The 20,211-nt window shown below is 54.7% G+C and carries 17 protein-coding genes; 14 read left to right on the forward strand and 3 right to left on the reverse strand.

Annotation, left to right across the window (positions count from 1 at the left end):
• Positions 1-108 precede the first annotated feature (108 nt).
• The 5 genes from CFELI_RS02150 (at position 109) to CFELI_RS02170 (ending at position 8,193) form a co-directional block, all read left to right on the forward strand.
• Positions 109-3,828: a DUF5979 domain-containing protein gene (locus CFELI_RS02150; protein WP_277104653.1), complete on the forward strand. Its 3,720-nt coding sequence runs from the start codon at positions 109-111 to the stop codon at positions 3,826-3,828.
• Positions 3,829-4,254: 426 nt separating this feature from the next.
• On the forward strand, positions 4,255-5,598 hold the full coding sequence (gene glmM / locus CFELI_RS02155) for a phosphoglucosamine mutase (protein ID WP_277104654.1): 1,344 nt from the start codon (positions 4,255-4,257) through the stop codon (positions 5,596-5,598).
• Between the two features lie 274 nt (positions 5,599-5,872).
• Complete coding sequence (locus tag CFELI_RS02160; protein ID WP_277104655.1) at positions 5,873-6,172, forward strand: hypothetical protein; 300 nt, start codon at positions 5,873-5,875, stop codon at positions 6,170-6,172.
• On the forward strand, positions 6,172-7,908 hold the full coding sequence (locus tag CFELI_RS02165; RefSeq protein WP_277104656.1) for a RodZ family helix-turn-helix domain-containing protein: 1,737 nt from the start codon (positions 6,172-6,174) through the stop codon (positions 7,906-7,908). Before CFELI_RS02160 ends, CFELI_RS02165 begins: the two co-directional genes overlap by 1 nt.
• The gene (locus CFELI_RS02170; RefSeq protein ID WP_277104657.1) at positions 7,909-8,193 is read left to right on the forward strand and encodes a hypothetical protein; all 285 of its coding nucleotides are present in this window, start codon (positions 7,909-7,911) and stop codon (positions 8,191-8,193) included.
• 32 nt (positions 8,194-8,225) lie between these two features.
• Here CFELI_RS02170 and CFELI_RS02175 read toward each other — a convergent pair whose 3' ends face one another.
• Positions 8,226-9,074: a dienelactone hydrolase family protein gene (locus CFELI_RS02175; RefSeq protein ID WP_277104658.1), complete on the reverse strand. Its 849-nt coding sequence runs from the start codon at positions 9,072-9,074 to the stop codon at positions 8,226-8,228.
• Between the two features lie 274 nt (positions 9,075-9,348).
• Between CFELI_RS02175 and CFELI_RS02180 the strand changes: the two genes are divergently transcribed.
• The 9 genes from CFELI_RS02180 to groL all read left to right on the forward strand — a co-directional run bounded on the left by CFELI_RS02180 (position 9,349) and on the right by groL (position 17,758).
• Positions 9,349-10,023 carry an NUDIX hydrolase gene (locus tag CFELI_RS02180; RefSeq protein ID WP_277104659.1) on the forward strand — a complete coding sequence of 225 codons (675 nt, stop codon included), beginning with the start codon at positions 9,349-9,351 and terminating at the stop codon, positions 10,021-10,023.
• A 150-nt stretch (positions 10,024-10,173) separates the two neighbouring features.
• A complete protein-coding gene (gene alr, locus CFELI_RS02185; RefSeq protein ID WP_277104660.1) occupies positions 10,174-11,277 on the forward strand; it encodes an alanine racemase in 1,104 nt (367 codons plus the stop codon).
• Positions 11,278-11,283: 6 nt separating this feature from the next.
• Positions 11,284-11,787, forward strand: a complete 504-nt coding sequence (gene tsaE / locus CFELI_RS02190) for a tRNA (adenosine(37)-N6)-threonylcarbamoyltransferase complex ATPase subunit type 1 TsaE (protein WP_277104661.1) — start codon at positions 11,284-11,286, stop codon at positions 11,785-11,787.
• A 253-nt stretch (positions 11,788-12,040) separates the two neighbouring features.
• Positions 12,041-12,526 (forward strand): hypothetical protein, encoded by a 486-nt coding sequence (locus CFELI_RS02195; protein ID WP_277104662.1) that lies wholly within the window; start codon positions 12,041-12,043, stop codon positions 12,524-12,526.
• Between the two features lie 825 nt (positions 12,527-13,351).
• Positions 13,352-14,098 (forward strand): tRNA (adenosine(37)-N6)-threonylcarbamoyltransferase complex dimerization subunit type 1 TsaB, encoded by a 747-nt coding sequence (gene tsaB, locus CFELI_RS02200; protein ID WP_277104663.1) that lies wholly within the window; start codon positions 13,352-13,354, stop codon positions 14,096-14,098.
• Entirely contained in the window at positions 14,092-14,577 is a 486-nt protein-coding gene (gene rimI, locus CFELI_RS02205) for a ribosomal protein S18-alanine N-acetyltransferase (protein WP_277104664.1), read from the forward strand. The genes tsaB and rimI overlap by 7 nt, the downstream gene beginning before the upstream one ends.
• Positions 14,574-15,617 carry a tRNA (adenosine(37)-N6)-threonylcarbamoyltransferase complex transferase subunit TsaD gene (gene tsaD / locus CFELI_RS02210; RefSeq protein WP_277104665.1) on the forward strand — a complete coding sequence of 348 codons (1,044 nt, stop codon included), beginning with the start codon at positions 14,574-14,576 and terminating at the stop codon, positions 15,615-15,617. Before rimI ends, tsaD begins: the two co-directional genes overlap by 4 nt.
• Before the next feature lie 175 nt (positions 15,618-15,792).
• A complete protein-coding gene (gene groES / locus CFELI_RS02215) occupies positions 15,793-16,086 on the forward strand; it encodes a co-chaperone GroES (RefSeq protein WP_277104666.1) in 294 nt (97 codons plus the stop codon).
• Between the two features lie 55 nt (positions 16,087-16,141).
• On the forward strand, positions 16,142-17,758 hold the full coding sequence (gene groL, locus CFELI_RS02220; RefSeq protein WP_277104667.1) for a chaperonin GroEL: 1,617 nt from the start codon (positions 16,142-16,144) through the stop codon (positions 17,756-17,758).
• 58 nt (positions 17,759-17,816) lie between these two features.
• Here the strand turns inward: groL and CFELI_RS02225 are convergent, their stop codons facing one another.
• Positions 17,817-19,574: a hypothetical protein gene (locus CFELI_RS02225; RefSeq protein WP_290259291.1), complete on the reverse strand. Its 1,758-nt coding sequence runs from the start codon at positions 19,572-19,574 to the stop codon at positions 17,817-17,819.
• A complete protein-coding gene (locus CFELI_RS02230; protein WP_277104185.1) occupies positions 19,571-20,206 on the reverse strand; it encodes a DUF3558 family protein in 636 nt (211 codons plus the stop codon). Before CFELI_RS02230 ends, CFELI_RS02225 begins: the two co-directional genes overlap by 4 nt.
• Positions 20,207-20,211 lie beyond the last annotated feature (5 nt).

A 20,211-nucleotide genomic window follows, 5' to 3' on the forward strand; every position in this document is an offset into this window, starting at 1 on the left:
GAGAGTTTTTATTACCTGAATGGGCTTGTTGTATCAATTGCCGAGCCCTCGTGGGATAAAGGTCCGGAGGGTTAGCGCCCTCACCAAGAAATTATTTTGGGAGATTAGATGGCACAAAGTTTAAGTCAGTCGGTGCGTGGGCGTTGTGCGCTCATCGCACTGGCAGTTCTCAGCCTTGTGGCTGCCTTGATTGTTGTACCTGCGGTGCACAATCAGGCCCATGCGGTGCAGACTGAAGGTTTCACAGTTTCAAATATCAAGGTTGAAAACCCTGTAGGTAGCAACGTTCGTGATAACAATGCGAAAACCACTTTTAAGTGGTCTGCTGCAGGCTTGAAGCGTGTTGCAAAGCCTGGTGAAGGTTTTGAACTAGAGCTTCCTCCAGAGTTGGAGATTGCGGCAAACGCACAGTCAGATCAAGCATTGAAGTATGAAAGCAAAAAGGTAGGTACCTGTACCTTTAGTTCTCGTAAGGTTAGCTGTACCTTCGATGAGGGTGTGAACCAGTTCCAGCACAAGAACGATATGTCGGGCGATGTGGAGTTCGATTCCATCGCGGTGCAAAACAATCCTTATCGGGTTGCCTACACCAAAGACACCATTCCTTTTACTTTCAATGGCCAGCCGGTCGACGGTGCTATCCCAGGCGGGATTAACGCTGCAAAACAGGCGGAGTACAAGGAAATTCCTTTCGGCAAGGGCTCCACTCCTATCGGCGCAGTGAGCACTGAGATCCCATGGTTGATGAACTTCAACCCAACCCAGCTGCATCGTGCATTTCCGAATACCTTTATTCAGCCCGATGGCCAGAATAATTTCACCATGACCATCACCGATACCGTTGGTGATGGTTATGATCTGGCTGCTTTTGAAAACAGGGAAGTAAGCTTGGTGGAGACCACCAGCAAGGAAAACCCAGGCAATACCAGTGGCTCTGCTATTAATAACTCCAAAAATACAGGTTCACGCAAGGACTTTAAGGTGGAGGTGGCATACAGCGGTCCGACCCGTACGATCACGTTGACTGGTCCTTTCAAAGCTGATGCGAACTACCGCCTGTTTGTTCCATCCCCGCTTGTGGGAAATGCGCGATCCGGTGTGTCCTACACCAACAATGCCTCGGTGAACGGCACTGATATTTCCTCGAATCCTTCCGTGAGCTTCACCAACTCAGCGAAGGTCACTATCACCATGCGTGATGGTTTCGGCGCTGTAGCGTTGACCAAGGTCGTTCAAGGTGATGCCGCTGCCTCGATTCCAGCTGATACCAAGTTCACCATCAAGATGAACTACACCTTGCCGGAGAACAAGACCCCAGAGCAGTTTGCAGATTGGGGCAATGATAAGCCGGAGCAGGTTGCCCCAGGGCAAAACCAAGGCCAGGTTTCTCTGGAAATTCCTGTTGGTCAGCAGACTCCATTCCCGAAGCTGTTCCCGAGCGGAACTGTGCTGACTCTCGCTGAGGATCTGCCCACCGTTAATGGTGTGGTGTTTGATGCCAGCAAGATTGAATTCAAGGAAAATAACCAGGTGGTTACTCAAATCACCATTGCCAGCCAGAAGATGAGCGAAGTTACTGTCCGTAACTGGGCTGATCGTGCGAAGGTGCCGTTCAACATCTCGAAGAAGGTTGTTGCACCTCAGGGCTTCCAGGCACCGGCGCATGTTACTGCTACTTATCAGTGCGGCGATGCCCCAGCGGCACAGGTTCAGGTTCCTACTAACAATTCCCCTGTCAAGGTTGGCGAATTCCCAGTGGGTACTTCCTGCGCAGTCACAGCAGAAAGCGCAGCTGAGGTTGCAGGCTTTAAGGCGACTGCCGAGGGTTTGAACCAGCCAGTTGTTTTGGGCACTGATGCGGCAGCAAATACTGCTGTGATCACCAACACCTATGTTGCCAAGACTGGTTCGCTTGCACTGAGCAAGAAGGTTGTTGCCCAAGACGGTGTGGTTGTTCCTGCAGATAAGAACTTCGAGTTTGCTCTCACTTGCACCAAGGATGGTGCTGAGGTGAAGAATGAGCCGAAGGTGGTTGTCGGTCAGCAAGCGTCAACTGTTATTGCGGGCATCCCAGCGGGCGCTGAATGCCGCGTTGTTGAGGATGAAACCAAGGCTCTTGACGGCGTCGATAATGCGCTGCTGAAAGTTACCGCCCCTGCCGCAGTGACGGTTGAGGCTGATCAGGTCGCACAACTGGCAGTAACGAATACGTACTCGAAGGCGATCAGCTCCTTCACTATTGAGAAGAAGCTGAATGACCAGGCACCAGCGGCGGCGTCGACAAAGGCTTTCACTTTTAACGTTGCATGCACCAAGGATAATCAGCCTGTAGCAATCGATCCTGTCACCATCACCGGTGCAGGTAGCGCTACTGTAAACGCCCCTGTGGGTGCGCAGTGCACGGTTACTGAGGATGAGGCTGAAATCGAAGGATACACCCATACGAACAGCATTGAGGGTGGCACGTTCACGGTGAGCGCAACCCCGAATGCTGTTGTGGCAACGAATACCTATATCAAGGATGTGGGCAACTTCGATATCACCAAGAAGCTGGTTGATCCTGATCAGGTTGCTACGGGTAAGACTTTCACCTTCACCTACACCTGCACCAACACCGTTGTGGAATTAAGCGAGAATGAGAAGTCTGGCACGTTTAGCTTAAAGGCAGGCGAAACCCACACCCTGTCGAACTTGCCAGCGGGGACGAACTGCCAGATCGCAGAAACTGGTGCGGAAGTTGACGGCGCAAACTTGACGACGTCGGGGCTGGATTCCGTGACCATTGTTAAGGGTGCAACGCAGCAAGCTGAAGTGACCAACACCTACGCCGCATGGCGCGGTGAGCTCACTGTGGGCAAGACTCTCAGCGGTACCGCCGCGAATCTTGACTCGGTCAAGGCACTATCCTTTGATGTTGAATATCGTTGTGAGCTCGGGGGCAAGGAAGTTGCTTCCGGAACTGTGTCGGTGGCTGCTGGTGCAAAGAAGGCCGTGTCGGATCTGCGTTCCGGTGCTACCTGTACGCTGACCGAAAAGAAGGAGTCGATCACGGCACCAGAGGGCGTTGTCTTTAACGCCGCCAAGTCGACGATGGCTGCTACCGTAACTGTGGGCGCAGATAAATCTAACGTCGATGTTGCGTTAAACAATCACTTTGACCAGTTAGGCAAGGTCGCGGTGGAGAAGAAGGTGGCTGGTTTGGCCGCTGGTATTCAGGATAATTCCAGCCGCGAGTTCGAATTCGAATTCAGCTATGTTGATGGCGATGGCAAGGATGTGACCAAGGAACTTAAGGTTGCCCATGCCCAGGTGGTGGAATTGCCTGCTCTTCCTGCTGGCACCACAGTTGTGCTGAAGGAAAAGGCTGCAGCTAATGGTGCGTTGACGTCGTGGTCTACTCCAGAATTTAGCTCCCCTACAGCTGGTGTTGTGGTTGATCGTGGCGATGGTTCTGCTGTGATCACGGTGCCAGCCGATAGCTTTGCTACTCCTGCGAAGGTGCTTGTGACCAACAAGGCGAATATTCCTTGGTGGTGGCTGCTTGTTCCGCTGATTCCTTTGGTTGTTGCTCCTGCCTTTGCTTTGATTCCAGGTGGGCAAGAGAAGGTTTCCCCTGTGGTTCCTGGAACTCCGGCACCAGCAGAAAGCCAGGTTGCAGCTCAGACCCCATCCAAGGGTATGGCAAAGAGTGCACCTGCACCTGCACAGCAAGCGCCGAAGTCTGGTTTGGCTAATACCGGTGCATCGGTGTTGGGCTTGCTCGCTGTGGCACTTGTGGTGATCGCTGGTGGTGTGCTGTTGATCCGTCGGGGTCGTACGCAGCGCTAAAATCCGGCTTAAGTCCAGGTGATCATAGCGGAAGTGGTTACACGCCCTTCATATGATTTCACACCCCCCTTTTGTGCACATTGTGATGCATGAAAGGGGGGTTTACCTTTGCGTGAAAGGCGGGGTGGGTTCGAGGGGTCGTGGAAACACTGCATGAGTGTGAGGGGTGGGGTGGGAGGAAAGCCCTGGCGGGGGTGTGTAGGGAGGGAAACTCGACCTTTTGTCCGTGGGGGCTAGGAATACACCTATGGATGTGGATAAAGGTCGAGTAAACAGGTGGCTGGATTTTTCGGTGCTAGGGCTATTTGTGTGGTTGTGGAAGTTTTTTGTGTTTTTGCTTGGCTTCGGGCGTGATTCTTTCGAGGTTGCGATTATTCTTGTAGGGATAAGTTTTTTTTAGGTTCACAAGGTGAGGAAAGTTTTTTCATGGCACGACTGTTTGGCACTGATGGGGTTCGGGGTTTAGCGAACGAGGTTTTAACTGCACCGTTGGCGTTGCGTTTGGGGGCGGCTGCTGCGGAGGTTTTGACTAGTGAGCATCGTTCGTCGAAGCGTCGCCCGTTGGCTGTGATTGGCCGTGATCCTCGTGTGTCGGGTGAGATGCTTGCTGCGGCGTTGGCGGCGGGTATGTCTAGCCGGGGTGTTGATGTGTTGCGTGTGGGTGTTCTTCCGACTCCTGCGGTGGCGTATCTGACTGAGTTTTATGGTGCTGATATGGGTGTGATGATTTCCGCCTCCCATAATCCGATGCCTGATAATGGTATTAAGTTCTTCTCAAAGGGTGGGCATAAGCTTCCTGATTCTATTGAGGATCAGATTGAAAAGGCTATGGAGTCGTTGCCGGAGACTGGCCCTACGGGGCATGGGATTGGGCGTGTGATTGAAGAAGCTGTGGATGCGCAGCAGCATTATTTGGATCATCTTGCTGAGTCGATGCCACGTCGGCTTGATGGGATTACGGTGGTGGTCGATTGTGCGAATGGTGCAGCCTCGACTGTGGCTCCCTTGGCTTATGAGGCTGCGGGTGCGCGGGTGATTGCGGTGCATAATGAGCCAAGTGCCTACAATATCAACGATAATTGTGGCTCGACTCATATTGATCAGGTGCGTCAGGCGGTGCTGAAGCATGGTGCTGATTTGGGTCTTGCGCATGATGGTGATGCGGATCGCTGCTTGGCGGTGGATGCTGAGGGTGCTGTGGTTGATGGTGACCAGATTATGGCGATTTTGGCGCTTGCGATGAAGGAAAATGGTGAGCTGCGCAAGTCGACGTTGGTGGCGACGGTGATGAGTAATTTGGGTTTGCGTTTGGCCATGGACGAGGCTGGAATTACATTGCGGACAACCAAGGTGGGGGATCGTTATGTGCTGGAGGATCTCAACGCGGGCGGTTATTCGTTGGGCGGTGAGCAGTCGGGGCACATTGTGATGCCTGATTATGGCACGACTGGCGATGGAACGTTGACTGGTTTGGCGTTGATGAGTCGGATGGCGGAGACGAATGTGTCGTTGCAGTCTTTGGCGGGTGCGATGACGGTGTTGCCGCAGGTGTTGATTAATGTGCCGGTGTCGGATAAGTCGGTGATTGCGTCGCATCCAGATGTGGCGGCGGCACTCGAGATGGCTGAGGATGAGTTGGGTAATTCGGGTCGTGTGTTGTTGCGTGCTTCGGGTACGGAGGAGTTGTTCCGTGTGATGGTGGAGGCTCCTACTGAGGAGATTGCGCGCCGGATCGCTGGCAAGCTTGCGGCCGTGGTGGCGCACGTGTAGTTGCGCGTGTTTTTCTGCCCTCCGTGTCGTTGGTGCGGAGGGTTTTTGCGTATCGACGCCCAAGCGGGGGTAGTGCGGGGGTAGTGGCGTTGTTGCAGGTCAGGGGGTTGTGAAAAATTTTGGGAACGCAAAGGCCTTGTTTTGAGTCCTGACATATAGGAGGAAAATTTATTTTCCGCCTGTCACTTCGGTTCGTTTCTCACGGTGTGTGGGTGGCGGGTAGGTGGTGGATTTTCTTTCCTGTTTTGACGGATTCTTTCTAAGGAGGAGACCAATGTTTGGTTCCGTGGCTTTTGAGCCGCACCTTGCGTCGAAGTTGTCGCAGTTGTATGCGGTTGTGCTTGGCGCCAGTCAGGAGACTGAGGATGTGAAGCTTCAGCCTCTTTCGCAGGGGGATTTGGGTGAGCTTTTTCACCAGTTGGTTCCCGCCATTAATGCGCATATGGGTGCGTTGGGGGCGCGAAGAGCTGTGTCGCAGGAGCGTTTGCACCAGTTGTTGAGTGAGGCTGTTTCACAGGCCCAGCGTTTTGAGGATGCAGAACAGATGAATGCTGATGCGTTGAGGGGGCAGTGATGCATCCAATTTCGGAGTTTATTTCTTCCGCGGCGCGGTTGTCGGATGCAACCTATGGCCGTGCGGCGTTGGCGCGCTCGACTCAAGATGCGCTGGTGAAGCAGTATCGGGGCCTTGAGGGTTGGAACCCAGAGATGATTATGGAGTCGGCTCGTTCGATTGCAGTAAAACCACAGGGTGAGTTTATTCAGAAGCAGATTACGAGCACTGTGCAGCAGCTTTTGTCTAACGTGGCCGGTGGTGTGCTGGCGGATGCGATTTCGTCGTTGCTGCTTCGGCTGATGGGTTTCGATGATGATGCAACGCAGGCCGAACAGTTCGCTGTGAACTGTACGGATTGTGTGACCAAAATTGAAAAAGATGCCGAGGATAATCTTCATTCGGTCGTTAGCACGTTTATCACCGAAGCGTCCTCGCTTATTTCGCAGTTGTTGTCTGTGGATCGCGATCACAACCCTGAGCATTTTGATGCCCTCGTGGAAATTGCCCAGCAGGCTATTGATTTCACCTCAGAGGCGATGGGGAAGCTTCTTGAATTCCGCGACATGTTTATCAAGATGACCCTTGAGGAATATCTCAATAAATTAGGCCAGGTGTGCAATGCCCGCGATGTGCGGGATATGCCCGCCTCCTGCCACGTGGACGGTGGTGTTGGCGGTATTGCTCTCCCCGATACTGCTATGAGTCATTCCCGTGGCGGGATGATTAACCCTGAGACAAACCCAAGTAGCCACTCAGCACCCAACGGGGCGCTCAATCCACATCCGCCCCAAGGAGCCGGTGGCGGGGCGTCTGGGCTGTTGTTCGGCGAGGGAGGGGGAGACAGTTCCACGGCGTCGACAAGCGCTGCCTCAACAACAGCACCAGCGTCAAGCCAACAGCCAAGTGTTGCTGAGGCTGCACCACAGCAGGCAGGGCATGCTGGCGGCGCACACCCTAAGACCGCTGGATTGTTCGGAATGCGCGCGGAGCAAGACTCACGTGCACATGACGAGCGTTCGCGCGTGTCCGATCAGCGAGAATACGAACGAACCCGTGGGGCGGATCTGCCCCCAGAGCGTGGATTCGGCAGTGACGAAGAGCGCTGGCGTGACAACACCGATCGCACCGACGACCGGTCGATGGCTAAACATCATGTACCAGGAGATCCGCTCAGCCTGCGTCAGCAAGAAAACGCAGCGGAGAAAACCCGTATCAAAAACAACACCCCCTCCATTGAGACACACGATTCGTTAGGGGATATTGTCCCCGCCGAGCTTGTGAAAGCCGCGGTTAATGTAGTGGAAGGAATCGTCGACATTGCTACACATGTGCATAAGTCTCTTGTTGCTTTCAACGCTGTTATGGATGGCGTGGGAACAATCATCCACCACCTTGAACACGGATGGAATCAAGTCCACGACTATGTTCACAGCCTCATCGAACAGCCCGCAGCACAAACCCAAGGGACTGCCCACAACACGCCTGTGGTGCAACCAGCAGACGCTCCTGCAGCAGTCTCGCATGTTGCCGAAGCACCTGCTGCGCCTAGTGATTCAGCTGTATCTGCTGAGCCTGCTCCTGCTTCATCTACTCCTGCGTCTAGTGCGCCGAATGCTGCGGCACACAACCCTGAGGCACAAACAGCGACCCCAGCGGCGCGTGGCGAAACCCATGCAGTCGGTGGCTATGGTTCAAGTTTTGGCGCACAACACGCACCTCAAGGGCACCAGCCACGCCGCGCGGGGGTGTGGTAAATGGATTTTCACAGTTTTGTCGAAGATTTCCGCACCCAATCTGCCGCGGAAATGCGAAAATTCGATGAACTCATGGATGAGCTCAAAAAGAAAAAAGAAGAAACTCTCCACAAGGCGAAGGAGAAGAAAACTCCCCATCAGCCACCAGTGGCTGAACCTGCGGAGCACACAACACGGGCGAATGCAGATACTTATCGCGACTACAGCTCTGATCCTCCACGCAGGGCACGCCCCGTCCGTCCACGTGGGAAAGTGCGGGGCGTGCTACGCAGAGTTGAGCGGTGAAATCCGGCCTTAAAACAACACTGAAAAAGGTATTAGAAAGGTAAAGAAAGTGACCCTGGCTGCGTGAGATCAGCTTTCGTAGCTAACTGCGCGCCAGAAAAACTTTCAATACCTTTCGCCACAGCATCGCGTGAACCAAAAGCGGACAGCTTGCGGTCGTCGTAAAGCGTGTGCAGCACATAGCCAGTGATCAGCGCCACTACCTGCTCGCGACGTCGGGCACGCCGGTTCAAGCTTTCCAACAAACGGAAGTGACTATTTTCCGCCACATCGGAATGCGCCACGCCCTCCATCTCACGGTAAACGACATCGCCACGCCAGTTCATTGCCAACGCCGGCGCATTGCCATAATCCAGCAGCGCGAAATCACCCGTACCAATAATCATGCCCTGCGCAGTCACTTTTTTCGCCGCCTCTTCAGCCGAAGGCGACACCTTCGACGGGAACGCCGCAACGACACTCTTGACCTTCGCCCGATCACAAGCCGCCAACACAGCAGCACCCGCCCCCATGCCATGGCCGACAAGCCCGATACGACCAGGGGCAACAGTAATATTTCCCACCCCCAGCCGTACCCCATTCAAAATCTGAATGCAGCTTTCCATATCGGATGCAAAACCGCGATGATTCGGCATCAACCCACGCTCAGTATTTGGGGCAGCAACCACAATCCCCCAACTAGCGAGGTGGCGCAACGTTGCGTGATAATTTTTCACATCCTTCATCCAGTCATGGCCAAAGACCACGCCAGGCAGGGCATTCCCCTCAGCCGGGGCATAAATTTTGCCCGGCAAACCCGCGTAACTCAGCTCACCAACCAACACTCGGTGAGGGCCACGCTTGGAAAACTTCTTCAGATGCTTAGACAGATTTTCAGCCACGAAAATAAGGGTAGTCGAAACCCGCTGTTAACGGGTGCATCGAGGGGGCGAAAAACACAGGCGGGGGTCACACCCCACACACCCACACTTTCGCCACCTGTCTGCTACCTCGCTACCCACCTACTGCTTAGTTGCTGCCTGACTGCTGCTTGTCTGCTGCCTGTGTGGTGCCTCCCCACCGTGCGAATCAGGGTGATTTCCATCTATTTCCACACGCCTACGCAGGGCAAACGCATAGCTTGCTTTCGTGCGGGTGCTAGGCTTTAAACCTGTTATGGACTCGAAATCGAACTACCGGCCACCCACCCTCACGGTGGATCTTGTTGCTTTCCGGATTCACGATCACCGCCTCGAAGTGCTCCTACTCAAACGCGGCCACGAACCCTTCAAAGGGGAGTGGGCACTACCCGGTGGCTACAATTTTGCCGGTGAAACCACAGTTGAAGCACTTGCTCGAATCGTAGAAACAAAAATTGGTTTCGACATCTCCGAAAAACTCGGATACTTCGAGCAGCTCTACACCGTCGACACCGTTGCCCGTGACCCCCGTGGGCACGCCGTCAGCGTTGTATACATGGGTTGTGGGCATGATTTCGACATTGACGGCGGCACCGAACAGCACCGCTTCTGGCCAGTCGACGACCTTCCCGACATCGCCTTCGACCACAAAGAAATCATCGTCAACGCACGCGAACGCTTAGCCTCAAAACTAAGCTACTCCAATGCCGTCATGGGGCTTCTGGCCGAAAAATTCACCCTCACCCACGTCCAAGTCGCCTACGAAGCAGTCCTTAACCGGCAGGTGGATAAACGCAACTTCCGCAAAAAATTCCTCTCCTTAGGGCTTATCGAAGAAACCGATGAACTCTGGACCGAAGGCGCGCACCGCCCCGCCCGCCTCTATCGCTTTAGTTCACGCAACTACGAAATCCTGCCCTCCCAGTTCTAATAGCTTCTAATAGCCGACAAGACCACGCACCACCCCGCGCTGGTGCATCCAGACTTCGGGCGCGCGCAAGGGGGTGTGGCACTGCGGGGGATACTCACAGGGTGAGTGAAAGTTGCTTGGCAAACTGTGTGCGGTGGCACAATGGAGAACATGAATCTGCTAGAAACAGTTGTTGATCTGGGTGCGATAGCGCACAACACGCGTCTACTCAAGGAGATGATCGCCCCAGCACAGCTGATGTGCGTGGTCAAAGCCGACGGCTACAACCACGGGGCAGTCACAGTCGCACACACCATGCGCGAACACGGGGGCGACCAATTCGGCGTCGCCACGCTCGCAGAAGCACTCGAACTACGCCACGGCGGCATAACCGAGCCCATCCTGTGCTGGATCTGGTCGCCGGAACAAAACTTCCACGCCGCACTCGACAACAACATCCAGCTCGCAGCATTCTCGCCTGAAACAACACAGGCGTTGATTGACGCTGCTCGTAGCCATCCCACCCCCATCAAAGTCACCATCAAAGTGGATACTGGACTGCATCGCTCCGGCATCGACATGGCAGCACTGCCTGCGATCTGCAAACAACTCGCCAACGCCGACAATATCGAAGTCACCGGGCTCATGAGCCACCTCGCCTGCGCCGACGACCCCGACGACCCCATGACCGATGAACAAGCACACGTGTTCCGCCACGCCCTCGACATTGCGCGCAACGCAGGCCTTGAACTGAAGGTCAACCACCTTGCTAATTCCCCAGCCACCCTCTCACGCCCCGACTTGCACTTCGACATGGTGCGCGCGGGCGTTGCCCTCTACGGCCAAGAACCCATCGACGGCCGCGAGCACGGCCTACACGAGGCGATGAGCTGGGTGGGCAAGGTGACCGTAGTCAAGCCCATCGCGCCGGGGGAGGGCACGAGTTATTCTTTGACGTGGCGTGCAAAAAAGCCTGGGTTTTTAGCGGTCGTTCCGGTTGGATATGCTGATGGTTTGCCCCGCGCCGCCCAAGGCCACGTTGAGGTGACTATTGCTGGTCACCGTTATCGCAATGTGGGCCGGATTTGCATGGATCAGTGCGTGATTGATTTAGGCGATAATCCATTTGGGGTGCGTGCGGGCGATGAGGCGATTATTTTCGGTCGCGGTGGGATGCCTGCCACGCAGTTGGCTGCGCGGATGGGCTCTATTCATTATGAATTGCTGTGTCGCCCGACGGGGCGTACTGTGCGCCGCTATGTTGAGGGAGCGTAAATACTGATGAACGATACTTTTCCGGTCGCTGGGCGTGAGCGTTTAGAAACTGCGGCGGATACACAACAGCTGGGTTTCCGTCTCGGCCAGGCGTTGGAGGCCGGCGATGTGGTGATTTTGGATGGTCCGCTCGGTGCGGGCAAAACAACCTTCACCCAAGGTTTAGCTCGCGGCATGCAGGTGAAAGGCAGGGTGACTAGTCCAACGTTTGTGATTGCGCGTGAGCACCGCTCGCTTATCGACGGCCCCAGCCTCGTCCACGTGGATGCTTACCGTTTGCTGGGTGCAGGCGACGAACATGCAGGTGAAGTGGATGCATCGGGGGCGCTTGATTCCTTGGATTTGGACACCGATCTCGATGACGCTGTTGTCGTGGCCGAGTGGGGCGGAGGATTGGTCGAGCAAATCACAGACACATACATGTTGATCTCCTTCGACCGCGAAACTGCTGTAGCGGCCGACCCTGATTCTTCAGCGCGCTATGTGCAGTGGCGAGTGGTGCATAATTAGGCTGCGCATTCTTTACTGAAATAACTTCGCGTATGTAACAGCCGTGGTGGTTTTGTGCTTGTGGGCGACGTGGTGTTGTATGCGGTGAAAATAGGTGTTTGGGCTTAAGTTTCGGTAGCGTTGGACACCGGAAGAATTTTGTTTACTGCGTTTTCGTACTGTTTGGTGGTGCGAAAATTTTTGTTACTACATATCAATGCCACTGCGCAGTCTTGTATTTATGAGGTGTTTGTGGTGGTAGGGAGAAGAAATCATGGAACTTTCTGCTAAGGCCCGCGCGATCGTTGCCGCAGGTATCGCTTTTTTCGTTATTGCTTGTGTAGCAATGGTCACCGGTAGCTATGTCAGCTCCGAGGCATCTGCAAAGGAAGGCCCGCTTGAGAAGACCATTAAGGTGATTGATGCTTCCGGCCTGACTGCCACAAGCGTGTCCCCATACGACTTGTTTGATCCCGAATACACTATGGCCGCTGTGGTGTGCCCTGGTGAGACTCGTGAAAGCGTGGCTAAGAAGTTCGGTCTTGATGCGGCACACCTGCGCGGCATTCCTACCACCCCAGTGAAGGAAAACTACAACTACCTGCTCCTGGGCGGCCAGCTTGGTGAGTTGAAGACGGAACGCATCGACCGCGACCTCGTTGACCTGTGCAATGTTCCTACCCAGCCTTTCGCCACCAAAGCGATCATTCCTTTGGTCAAGACCCAGACGGGCAATTGGCAACTGGCTGTGGGCGAATAGTCCTTATTCCAGCGATCACTCCACAACACTTCGCTACTTCGGCTACAGAATGTAAATTCCGGCCGTGGTGGGGGAGTGTTTTTCTTGTGCCTAAAGCCATGAGCACAGCACAAAAGACTCACGTGTGAAGTGCCAAAAAATATGTGTTGAGCCTGTGGTTTTGATGATCTGGGTGGACTGAATTTTTGGTTGTGCGCTGGGGCTGCGCACTGAATAACAATACCTTTCTCGACTTTTTGTCCCTCAGGTGAGAAATCACCCCGTTGGGGTACGAAAAGGTCGAGTTACCTCTTGTGGTGTGCTCTAGTTGCTTGGCTTTGTATGGCGCAGTGCCCCTGGCTTTAGTGCGTGTTAGGGCAGGTGATTTATTTGTGGTGGGCTAGTGGTTTTCGGTTGTTTCAAGGGGGTGGTTGGGTAAGTGCCTTGACCGTTAACTCGACCTTTTTGTCTCCATTGCCATGAAACCACTGTCTTCACATTGGAAAGGTCGAGTTACCTCTTGTGGTGTGCTCTAGTTGCTGGGTTTTGTAAGGGGTAGTGCCTCTGGCTTTAGTGCGTGTTAGGGTGGGTGATTTATTTGTGGTGGGCTAGTGGTTTTCGGTTGTTTCAAGGGGTGGTTGGGTAAGTGCCCTGATTCTTAACTCGACCTTTTTGTCTCCATTGCAATGAAACCACTGCCTTCACATTGGAAAGGTCGAGTTACCCCTCCAAGATGGCAGTGTCGAAGAAGGAAGAATACTGGTTTTACTGCACAAGCACCTGCGTGGCACACGTCAGGGAGTGCTTTTGGGCGTGGGACTGATAGTGCGACTACCCTGAATACACGTGAACGTTCTTGCCCTTGATACTGCCACTGCTGATCTCGTCGTGGGATTAGTCCACGTCGATGCTGACTCGACCATCAGCATCCGTGCCGAAGAGAATCTCACCGATTCCCGCGCCCACAACGAAATGCTGGTGCCCACCGTCCAGAGAATCCTTGCCGAATCCTCCTTAGAGTTTTCCGCCCTGGACGCCATCGTGGTAGGCATCGGGCCTGGCCCCTTCACCGGCCTACGCGTCGGCATGGCCACAGCCGCCGCATTCGGGGACGCCTTAGGCATCCCCGTCCATGGAGTGTGCACCCACGATGCAATCGCCCACCGCATCAGCAACGATGAGCAGCTGAAGCTGGAAGAATTCGTGGTGGCAACAGACGCGCGTCGCAAAGAAATCTACTGGTCCAGCTACCGCAACAACACCCGCATCGCCGGGCCGGAAGTGTGCAAACCCGCACTCCTTGGCCAGCCAGCAGCCGAAAGCGACCACACACTAGGACACCTGACAGCCATCAGCATCCCAGAACGACTGCAAGACACACTCAGCACGCAACCTGATACCGTGCTGCACTACGGGCCCACCGCCGCAAGCTTAGTCGGCGCACTCCTTGGCACCGGTTGTGACCTGAAAACCAGCCCCGGGCCACTTGAACCGCTCTACCTGCGCCGCCCCGACGTGAAAGAACCCGCCGCGAAACCCAAATCGCACGCAATCCCGGACTACACCCCGCCAACACAAGGCCAGTCATGCTAGAAATCCGACCCCTCGACGCCTACGACGCACCCCGACTCGCGGAGCTGGAAAAAATACTCTTCGAAGCCGACAGCCCATGGACTGAACGCGACTTCACAGAAGTATTTGCCCAACCCCACAACTTTTATATCGGGGTCTACGATCCAGAAAGCGACCACCCCGAAAAACTCATCGGCTACGCCGGGCTTGGTATCCTAGGGCCTTCAGGTGGGCACGAATGCGAAATTCAAACCATCGGTGTAGATCCTTCCTGCCAGCGTCAAGGGATCGGGCGCATGATGATGGACAACCTCATGTATGTCGCCGACGAGCTACGCGCACCCGTGTTTTTGGAAGTTCGCACCGATAACCAGCCAGCCATCCGCATGTACGAATCCTATGGTTTTAGCCAAGTGGGTTTGCGGAAAAACTACTATCAGCCTTCCGGCGCTGACGCTTTTGTTATGGTCAGAGAGAAGAAAGAGCACACACCTTCATGATTATTCTCGGGATCGAATCCTCCTGCGACGAAACAGGAGTAGGCATCATCGAACTCGATGGGGATGGAAATATGACCATCCTTGCCGATGTCGTCGCTTCCTCGATGGAGCAGCACGCCCGCTTCGGCGGCGTTGTTCCCGAGATTGCCTCGCGTGCGCACCTTGAGCAGATGCAACCGGTGATGCGGGCGGCGATGGCGCAGGCTGGCGTCGATAAGCCTGATGCGGTCGCAGCCACGGTGGGGCCTGGTCTGGCAGGTGCGCTGCTGGTGGGGGCGTCGGCGGCGAAAGCTTATGCGGCGGCGTGGGGTGTGCCTTTCTACGGTGTCAATCACCTCGGCGGACATGTGGCTGTTGCCAATCTTGAGGGTGAGCCGTTGCCGCATTCGGTGGCGCTGCTGGTGTCGGGCGGGCACACACAGCTGCTGGATGTGGAGGCGGTGGGCAAACCGATGCGGGAGCTCGGCTCCACGCTTGACGACGCCGCCGGCGAGGCCTACGACAAAGTTGCGCGTCTGCTCGGGCTGGGCTACCCCGGCGGGCCCGTGATCGACCGCTTAGCGCAACAGGGGGATAAGAAAGCGATCGCCTTCCCCCGCGGCTTGTCGCGTGCCGACGACCTGCGCGGCGAGCACCGGCATGATTTCAGCTTTTCGGGGCTCAAAACCGCAGTTGCACGTTACGTGGAACAAGCAGAACGCGAGAATCGTGTGATTAGCTTGGAAGATGTGTGTGCTTCCTTCCAGGAAGCAGTGTGCGATGTTTTGACCGCTAAAGCGGTGCGAGCCTGCCAAGATACCGGGGCGAAGGTGCTGCTTTTGGGCGGTGGCGTGGCCGCAAATTCGCGTCTGCGTGAACTAGCTAAGCGCCGCTGCGACTCGGCGGGCATCGAGTTGCGCGTGCCCCGTTTTAAGCTGTGCACCGATAATGGTGTGATGATTGCGGCGTTAGCAGCCCAATTGATTCACGAAGGGGCAAAAGCATCCTCCCTTGAGGTCGGTACGGATTCTTCCCTTGAAGTGGAGATCCCGCTGGTGTGAGATCACCAACCTGCGGGTGCGGTGCTGAGGCGAGAGGATATTTTGTAGTATCTTTGAGCCTTAGCACTCACGCGGGTAGAGTGCCAAAGTAGGTTGTTGCTTTGGAAACCTAAAGCAGTGACCGAAAGATAAACGTTGTTGAAGAACTACTCACCCCTTTATTGAGGAGACTTTCATGGCAGTAAACATCAAGCCACTTGAAGACCGCATCTTGATCCAGATCAAGGAAGCTGAAACCACCACTGCTTCTGGTCTGGTCATTCCTGATTCCGCGAAGGAAAAGCCACAGGAGGGTGTTGTTATCGCTGCAGGCCCAGGTCGTCTTGATGGCGCTGAGCGTGTTCCTATGGACATCAAGGTGGGCGACACCGTTGTGTTCTCCAAGTACGGCGGAACTGAGCTGAAGTACAACGGCGAGGAGTACTTGCTGTTGAACTCCCGCGATGTGCTGGCCATCATCGAAAACTAGTCGTCGATTCACCCACTTTTCACTATTCCTTCACGCATAAGGGGAAAAACTACTTATGGCAAAGCTGATTGCATTCGATCAGGAAGCTCGCGAGGGCATTCTTAAGGGTGTCGATGCGCTGGCAAACGCCGTCAAGGTCACCTTGGGCCCCCGTGGCCGCAATGTGGTTTTGGACAAGGCTTTCGGATCCCCCACCGTCACCAATGACGGTGTGACGATCGCCCGCGAAATCGATCTTTCTGATCCTTTTGAAAACCTGGGCGCCCAGCTGGTCAAGTCTGTGGCTGTGAAGACCAACGACATCGCCGGTGACGGCACTTCTACCGCTACTCTTCTGGCCCAGGCATTGATCGCCGAAGGTCTGCGTAACGTTGCGGCTGGCGCGAACCCAGTTGAACTCAACCGTGGTATCGCCGCTGGTGCTGAGCGTGTGATTGAGCAGCTCAAGGCCCGCGCCACTGAGGTGGCTTCCGCTGCCGATATTGCGAACGTGGCTACCGTTTCTTCCCGCGACCCTGAGGTGGGTGACATGGTTGCTGCAGCCATGGAGAAGGTGGGCCGTGACGGTGTTTTGTCGGTTGAGGAATCTCAGTCGATGGAATCCTATTTGGATGTGACGGAGGGTGTCTCTTTTGAAAAGGGCTACCTGTCTCCATACTTCATCACTGATCTTGATTCCCAGAAGGCTGTTTTAGAGAACACCTTGGTTCTTCTGGTGCGCAATAAGATCTCTTCTCTTCCTGATTTCCTTCCTCTGCTGGAGAAGGTTGTGGAGGCGAAGAAGCCTGTGCTGATCATCGCCGAGGATGTTGAGGGCGAACCTCTGCAGGCTCTTGTGGTCAATTCGATCCGTAAGATTTTGCACGCTGTGGCTGTGAAGGCACCGTATTTCGGTGAGCGTCGTAAGGCGTTCATGGATGATCTTGCGGTGGTTACTGGCGCGACGATCATTGATCCTGAGGTCGGCGTGACCATGGCTGAGGCGGGCATGGATGTGTTTGGTTCAGCTCGTCGCGTCACCGTGACCAAGGATGAAACCATCATTGTTGATGGTGCTGGCACCCCTGAGGAGTTGGAGGCTCGCCGCGAGCAGATTCGCCGCGAGATCGCTAACACTGATTCTTCGTGGGATCGCGAGAAGGCTGAGGAGCGTTTGGCTAAGCTTTCTGGCGGTGTTGCTGTGATCAAGGTTGGTGCCGCAACTGAGACTGAGGTTTCTGAGCGCAAGCTGCGTGTTGAGGACGCTATCAATGCTGCCCGCGCTGCTGCCCAGGAAGGTGTGATTGCTGGTGGCGGTTCTGTGTTGGTGCAGATCGCCCGCGATCTTCGCGAGTTCGCCCAAGAGTTTGAGGGCGATGCGAAGGTGGGCGTCACCGCTCTGGCTCGTGCACTGGTGAAGCCTGCTTATTGGATTGCTGATAACGCTGGCCTTGACGGTGCTGTTGTTGTTGCTCGTATCGAGGAGATGGACAACGGTTTCGGTTTCAATGCCGCTTCGCTGGAGTACGGCAACCTTATTGAACAGGGCATTATCGACCCTGTGAAGGTAACTCACTCTGCTGTGGTAAACGCTACTTCGGTTGCCCGCATGGTGTTGACCACTGAGGCTTCTGTGGTGGAGAAGCCTGCTGAGCCTGCCCCCGCGGCAGCTCACGGACATCACCATCACTAGTGTGTGATCAAAAACGCCCCTGTTTTCTTATACGGAAAAGCAGGGGCGTTTTGTGTTGTTATTTGTCGCGTTCGTGGCGTGGTTTGAATACGTCTGCGCCGATGACGCGGGGGACTACTTTGGGTGCTTCGCCTAGAAGGTCGAGGAGGTTTTTGTCTCGTTCTGCTTGTTGGAGTACTCCTTTAACCGCTGTGCGTCGTGTCCGGTTGGTTGTGCGCTTGCGATTATTCGCCTGCTGCCCACCACCAGCACCTGCACCACCCATGGGTGCCCCGCCTGCCATGGTTGATCCACGACCACCAGCACCACCAGCACCAGCACCAGTATTGGGATTGTTTCCTGTGCCTTGTCCGTTGTTGTAGGGGCTGTGACCCCGATGGGACCCACCACCCGAACCAGAGCCCGAACCCGAACCGGAACCGACGCCAGAGCCGGTTGGGTTGTGTCCCCTACCAGTGTGCGACCCACCTGGGCGATGGGAACCACCAACACCAGCACCATACCCACCTGCACCTGTACCTGTGCCTCTGCCACCACCGGTGCCGGTGCCGGTGGTGGTGTTGGTTCCTCCAACATGGTTGCTACCAGATTGGTGCGGCATCGTATGCGACACCCTATGATGCTGCGTGTTTCCACCGGTAATGTGTGACTGTGCTGTGCCACCAGCATAAGATCCACCACCATAGCCTGCACCTGCGCCTGCACCCCAACCAGTAGCATTACCAACACCACCATGTGTGGTTGGGTGTTGATGGGCATTAAGTGGGTTAATAGTTGCAGGATCAAGCCCTAGCGCGGATTGCTGGGTTGCTACCTGATCTAACACCCGTTCAGCAAGTTCGTGGGGTTCAAGGTCAAGCTCCCTAGCTGCTTGTTGGGTATTCTGTACCCAGTTGGTGGTAGTGATTGTGCTGGTTGCTTCGTTTGTGCTTCCTCCGCCTGCGCCTGCGGGTGCAGGTTCCATCAGGTGGCGTGTTACAGGCATTGCTGCTGTTGCTGCGGTTGCAAGGGCTGTACGGAAGCCTTGGAGGAAAAGTTGTTCTGCTTGTTGGGCAACAACGATGCCTCCTTGGGTGGTGCGGAGTGCGTTGACTTTAGCTACAGCTGCTGTCACCTGTGGGGCAAACCCTGGTGCGATTGCTGATAGCGCGGTGGTAGATTGTGCCATCAGTGCTGCATTCTGGGCGAAGTTCATGCCCGATTGCGCCATGGTGGTGATAGCGGTGTTTGCTTTTTCAAAGGGGGTGCCTTTGTTTGCTGCGATTAGTTCACTGGCCACGCTGTTTAACCGGTCGCTGATTTGTGTTGCTCGTTGAGCTAAACTTCCCCAAATATCTGCTGCTTCTATTGCTGCTGCGTTGTTGGTGGAAGCAAGAGCTGAGGCGAGTTGTTCTAAGCTTGCTGCTTGATGGACTACTGGTGGTGGGAAGTTGAATCCTTCGAATCCTAGGTCAGGGCGGGTAGGGAAATAGACCCTGGGAAACATTGGGACTCCGGTTTCTTCCAGGATGCGGTCGAACTCATCGGTGGCAAACCGGTTCATGCCTGAAAGTGAGTAGTAGTTGGCATAGAGGTTTTCTTCCAACCATTTCACTTGACGTTCAAAGGCTGTGAGCATATCAAAGGCACTACCAGCCCCACCATGAAGAACCCGGCCGTGTTGTTCCCCGAGTTGGTCTAAACCACTCACCGAAGAAAAACCACCATCAAGTGGATTCCTTGCAGAGTACAAAGCAGCAGTATTGGATTCTTGGCTGAGTTGTTCAAGGGTGTGAACGCTGTCGATGATTTGTTGTTTATCCATGAAAAGGGTCATTGGAATCCTCCTTTGGTACGTAGTTTTTCAAGGGTTTTATACGCCTTCCAACACAACTCATCCTTCGTTGGTGTGGCTTTACCAGTGTGTGAAAAAGCGATACTGATTCGCCCATGGGGCGTACTGATAGCAGCATCACAGTATTTGTCATCATCAACTTGAGGCAGGTTACTGAAGTAAATGCGCTCATCAATCTCAGGGAAAGTCGCGTCAATAACCAACCCGTGATCACGCATCCAGGAATAGCGCGCAAAATGGGTTGAAACACTGAATGCTCCGTGTATGCCATCGGTAGTATGAACCTCGATCATGCCACAATCAATCATCGGAGATGAGTCCCGACTAGTCGGAGAGATTTTCTTTAATCCGATGTCTGCGAGTTGTTCTGGGGTGAAGGTGTCGCACAGATCGTACAGTGTGTTGTTGGGGTCAAACTTGTCGAAGGCCTCAACGTAGTCCCTGTTTGGTGGCAGCGGGATCATGCTGGGTTTGGGTGGCGACTCCCAGGTTTCAAAAGGATAGGTTTCTTCCGTAGTCGTGCTGTGTGCAGCCTCGGTGGTGTCCTGTGGTGGTGCGCAGCCAGATACCGCCACACCACAAGCAACGAGTGCTGCGAGAATACGTGTGCGCATAAAGT

Origin of the sequence: Corynebacterium felinum (assembly GCF_030408755.1) — a bacterium.
GTDB lineage: Bacteria > Actinomycetota > Actinomycetes > Mycobacteriales > Mycobacteriaceae > Corynebacterium > Corynebacterium felinum.

Bases quoted from the DNA above. Each gene is read 5' to 3' on its own strand.
- CFELI_RS02150 (WP_277104653.1), top strand. From the start codon at position 109: ATGGCACAAAGTTTAAGTCAGTCGGTGCGTGGGCGTTGTGCGCTCATC.
- glmM (WP_277104654.1), top strand. From the start codon at position 4,255: ATGGCACGACTGTTTGGCACTGATGGGGTTCGGGGTTTAGCGAACGAG.
- CFELI_RS02160 (WP_277104655.1), top strand. From the start codon at position 5,873: ATGTTTGGTTCCGTGGCTTTTGAGCCGCACCTTGCGTCGAAGTTGTCG.
- CFELI_RS02165 (WP_277104656.1), top strand. From the start codon at position 6,172: ATGCATCCAATTTCGGAGTTTATTTCTTCCGCGGCGCGGTTGTCGGAT.
- CFELI_RS02170 (WP_277104657.1), top strand. From the start codon at position 7,909: ATGGATTTTCACAGTTTTGTCGAAGATTTCCGCACCCAATCTGCCGCG.
- CFELI_RS02180 (WP_277104659.1), top strand. From the start codon at position 9,349: ATGGACTCGAAATCGAACTACCGGCCACCCACCCTCACGGTGGATCTT.
- alr (WP_277104660.1), top strand. From the start codon at position 10,174: ATGAATCTGCTAGAAACAGTTGTTGATCTGGGTGCGATAGCGCACAAC.
- tsaE (WP_277104661.1), top strand. From the start codon at position 11,284: ATGAACGATACTTTTCCGGTCGCTGGGCGTGAGCGTTTAGAAACTGCG.
- CFELI_RS02195 (WP_277104662.1), top strand. From the start codon at position 12,041: ATGGAACTTTCTGCTAAGGCCCGCGCGATCGTTGCCGCAGGTATCGCT.
- rimI (WP_277104664.1), top strand. From the start codon at position 14,092: ATGCTAGAAATCCGACCCCTCGACGCCTACGACGCACCCCGACTCGCG.
- tsaD (WP_277104665.1), top strand. From the start codon at position 14,574: ATGATTATTCTCGGGATCGAATCCTCCTGCGACGAAACAGGAGTAGGC.
- groES (WP_277104666.1), top strand. From the start codon at position 15,793: ATGGCAGTAAACATCAAGCCACTTGAAGACCGCATCTTGATCCAGATC.
- groL (WP_277104667.1), top strand. From the start codon at position 16,142: ATGGCAAAGCTGATTGCATTCGATCAGGAAGCTCGCGAGGGCATTCTT.
- CFELI_RS02225 (WP_290259291.1), bottom strand. From the start codon at position 19,574: ATGACCCTTTTCATGGATAAACAACAAATCATCGACAGCGTTCACACC.
- CFELI_RS02230 (WP_277104185.1), bottom strand. From the start codon at position 20,206: ATGCGCACACGTATTCTCGCAGCACTCGTTGCTTGTGGTGTGGCGGTA.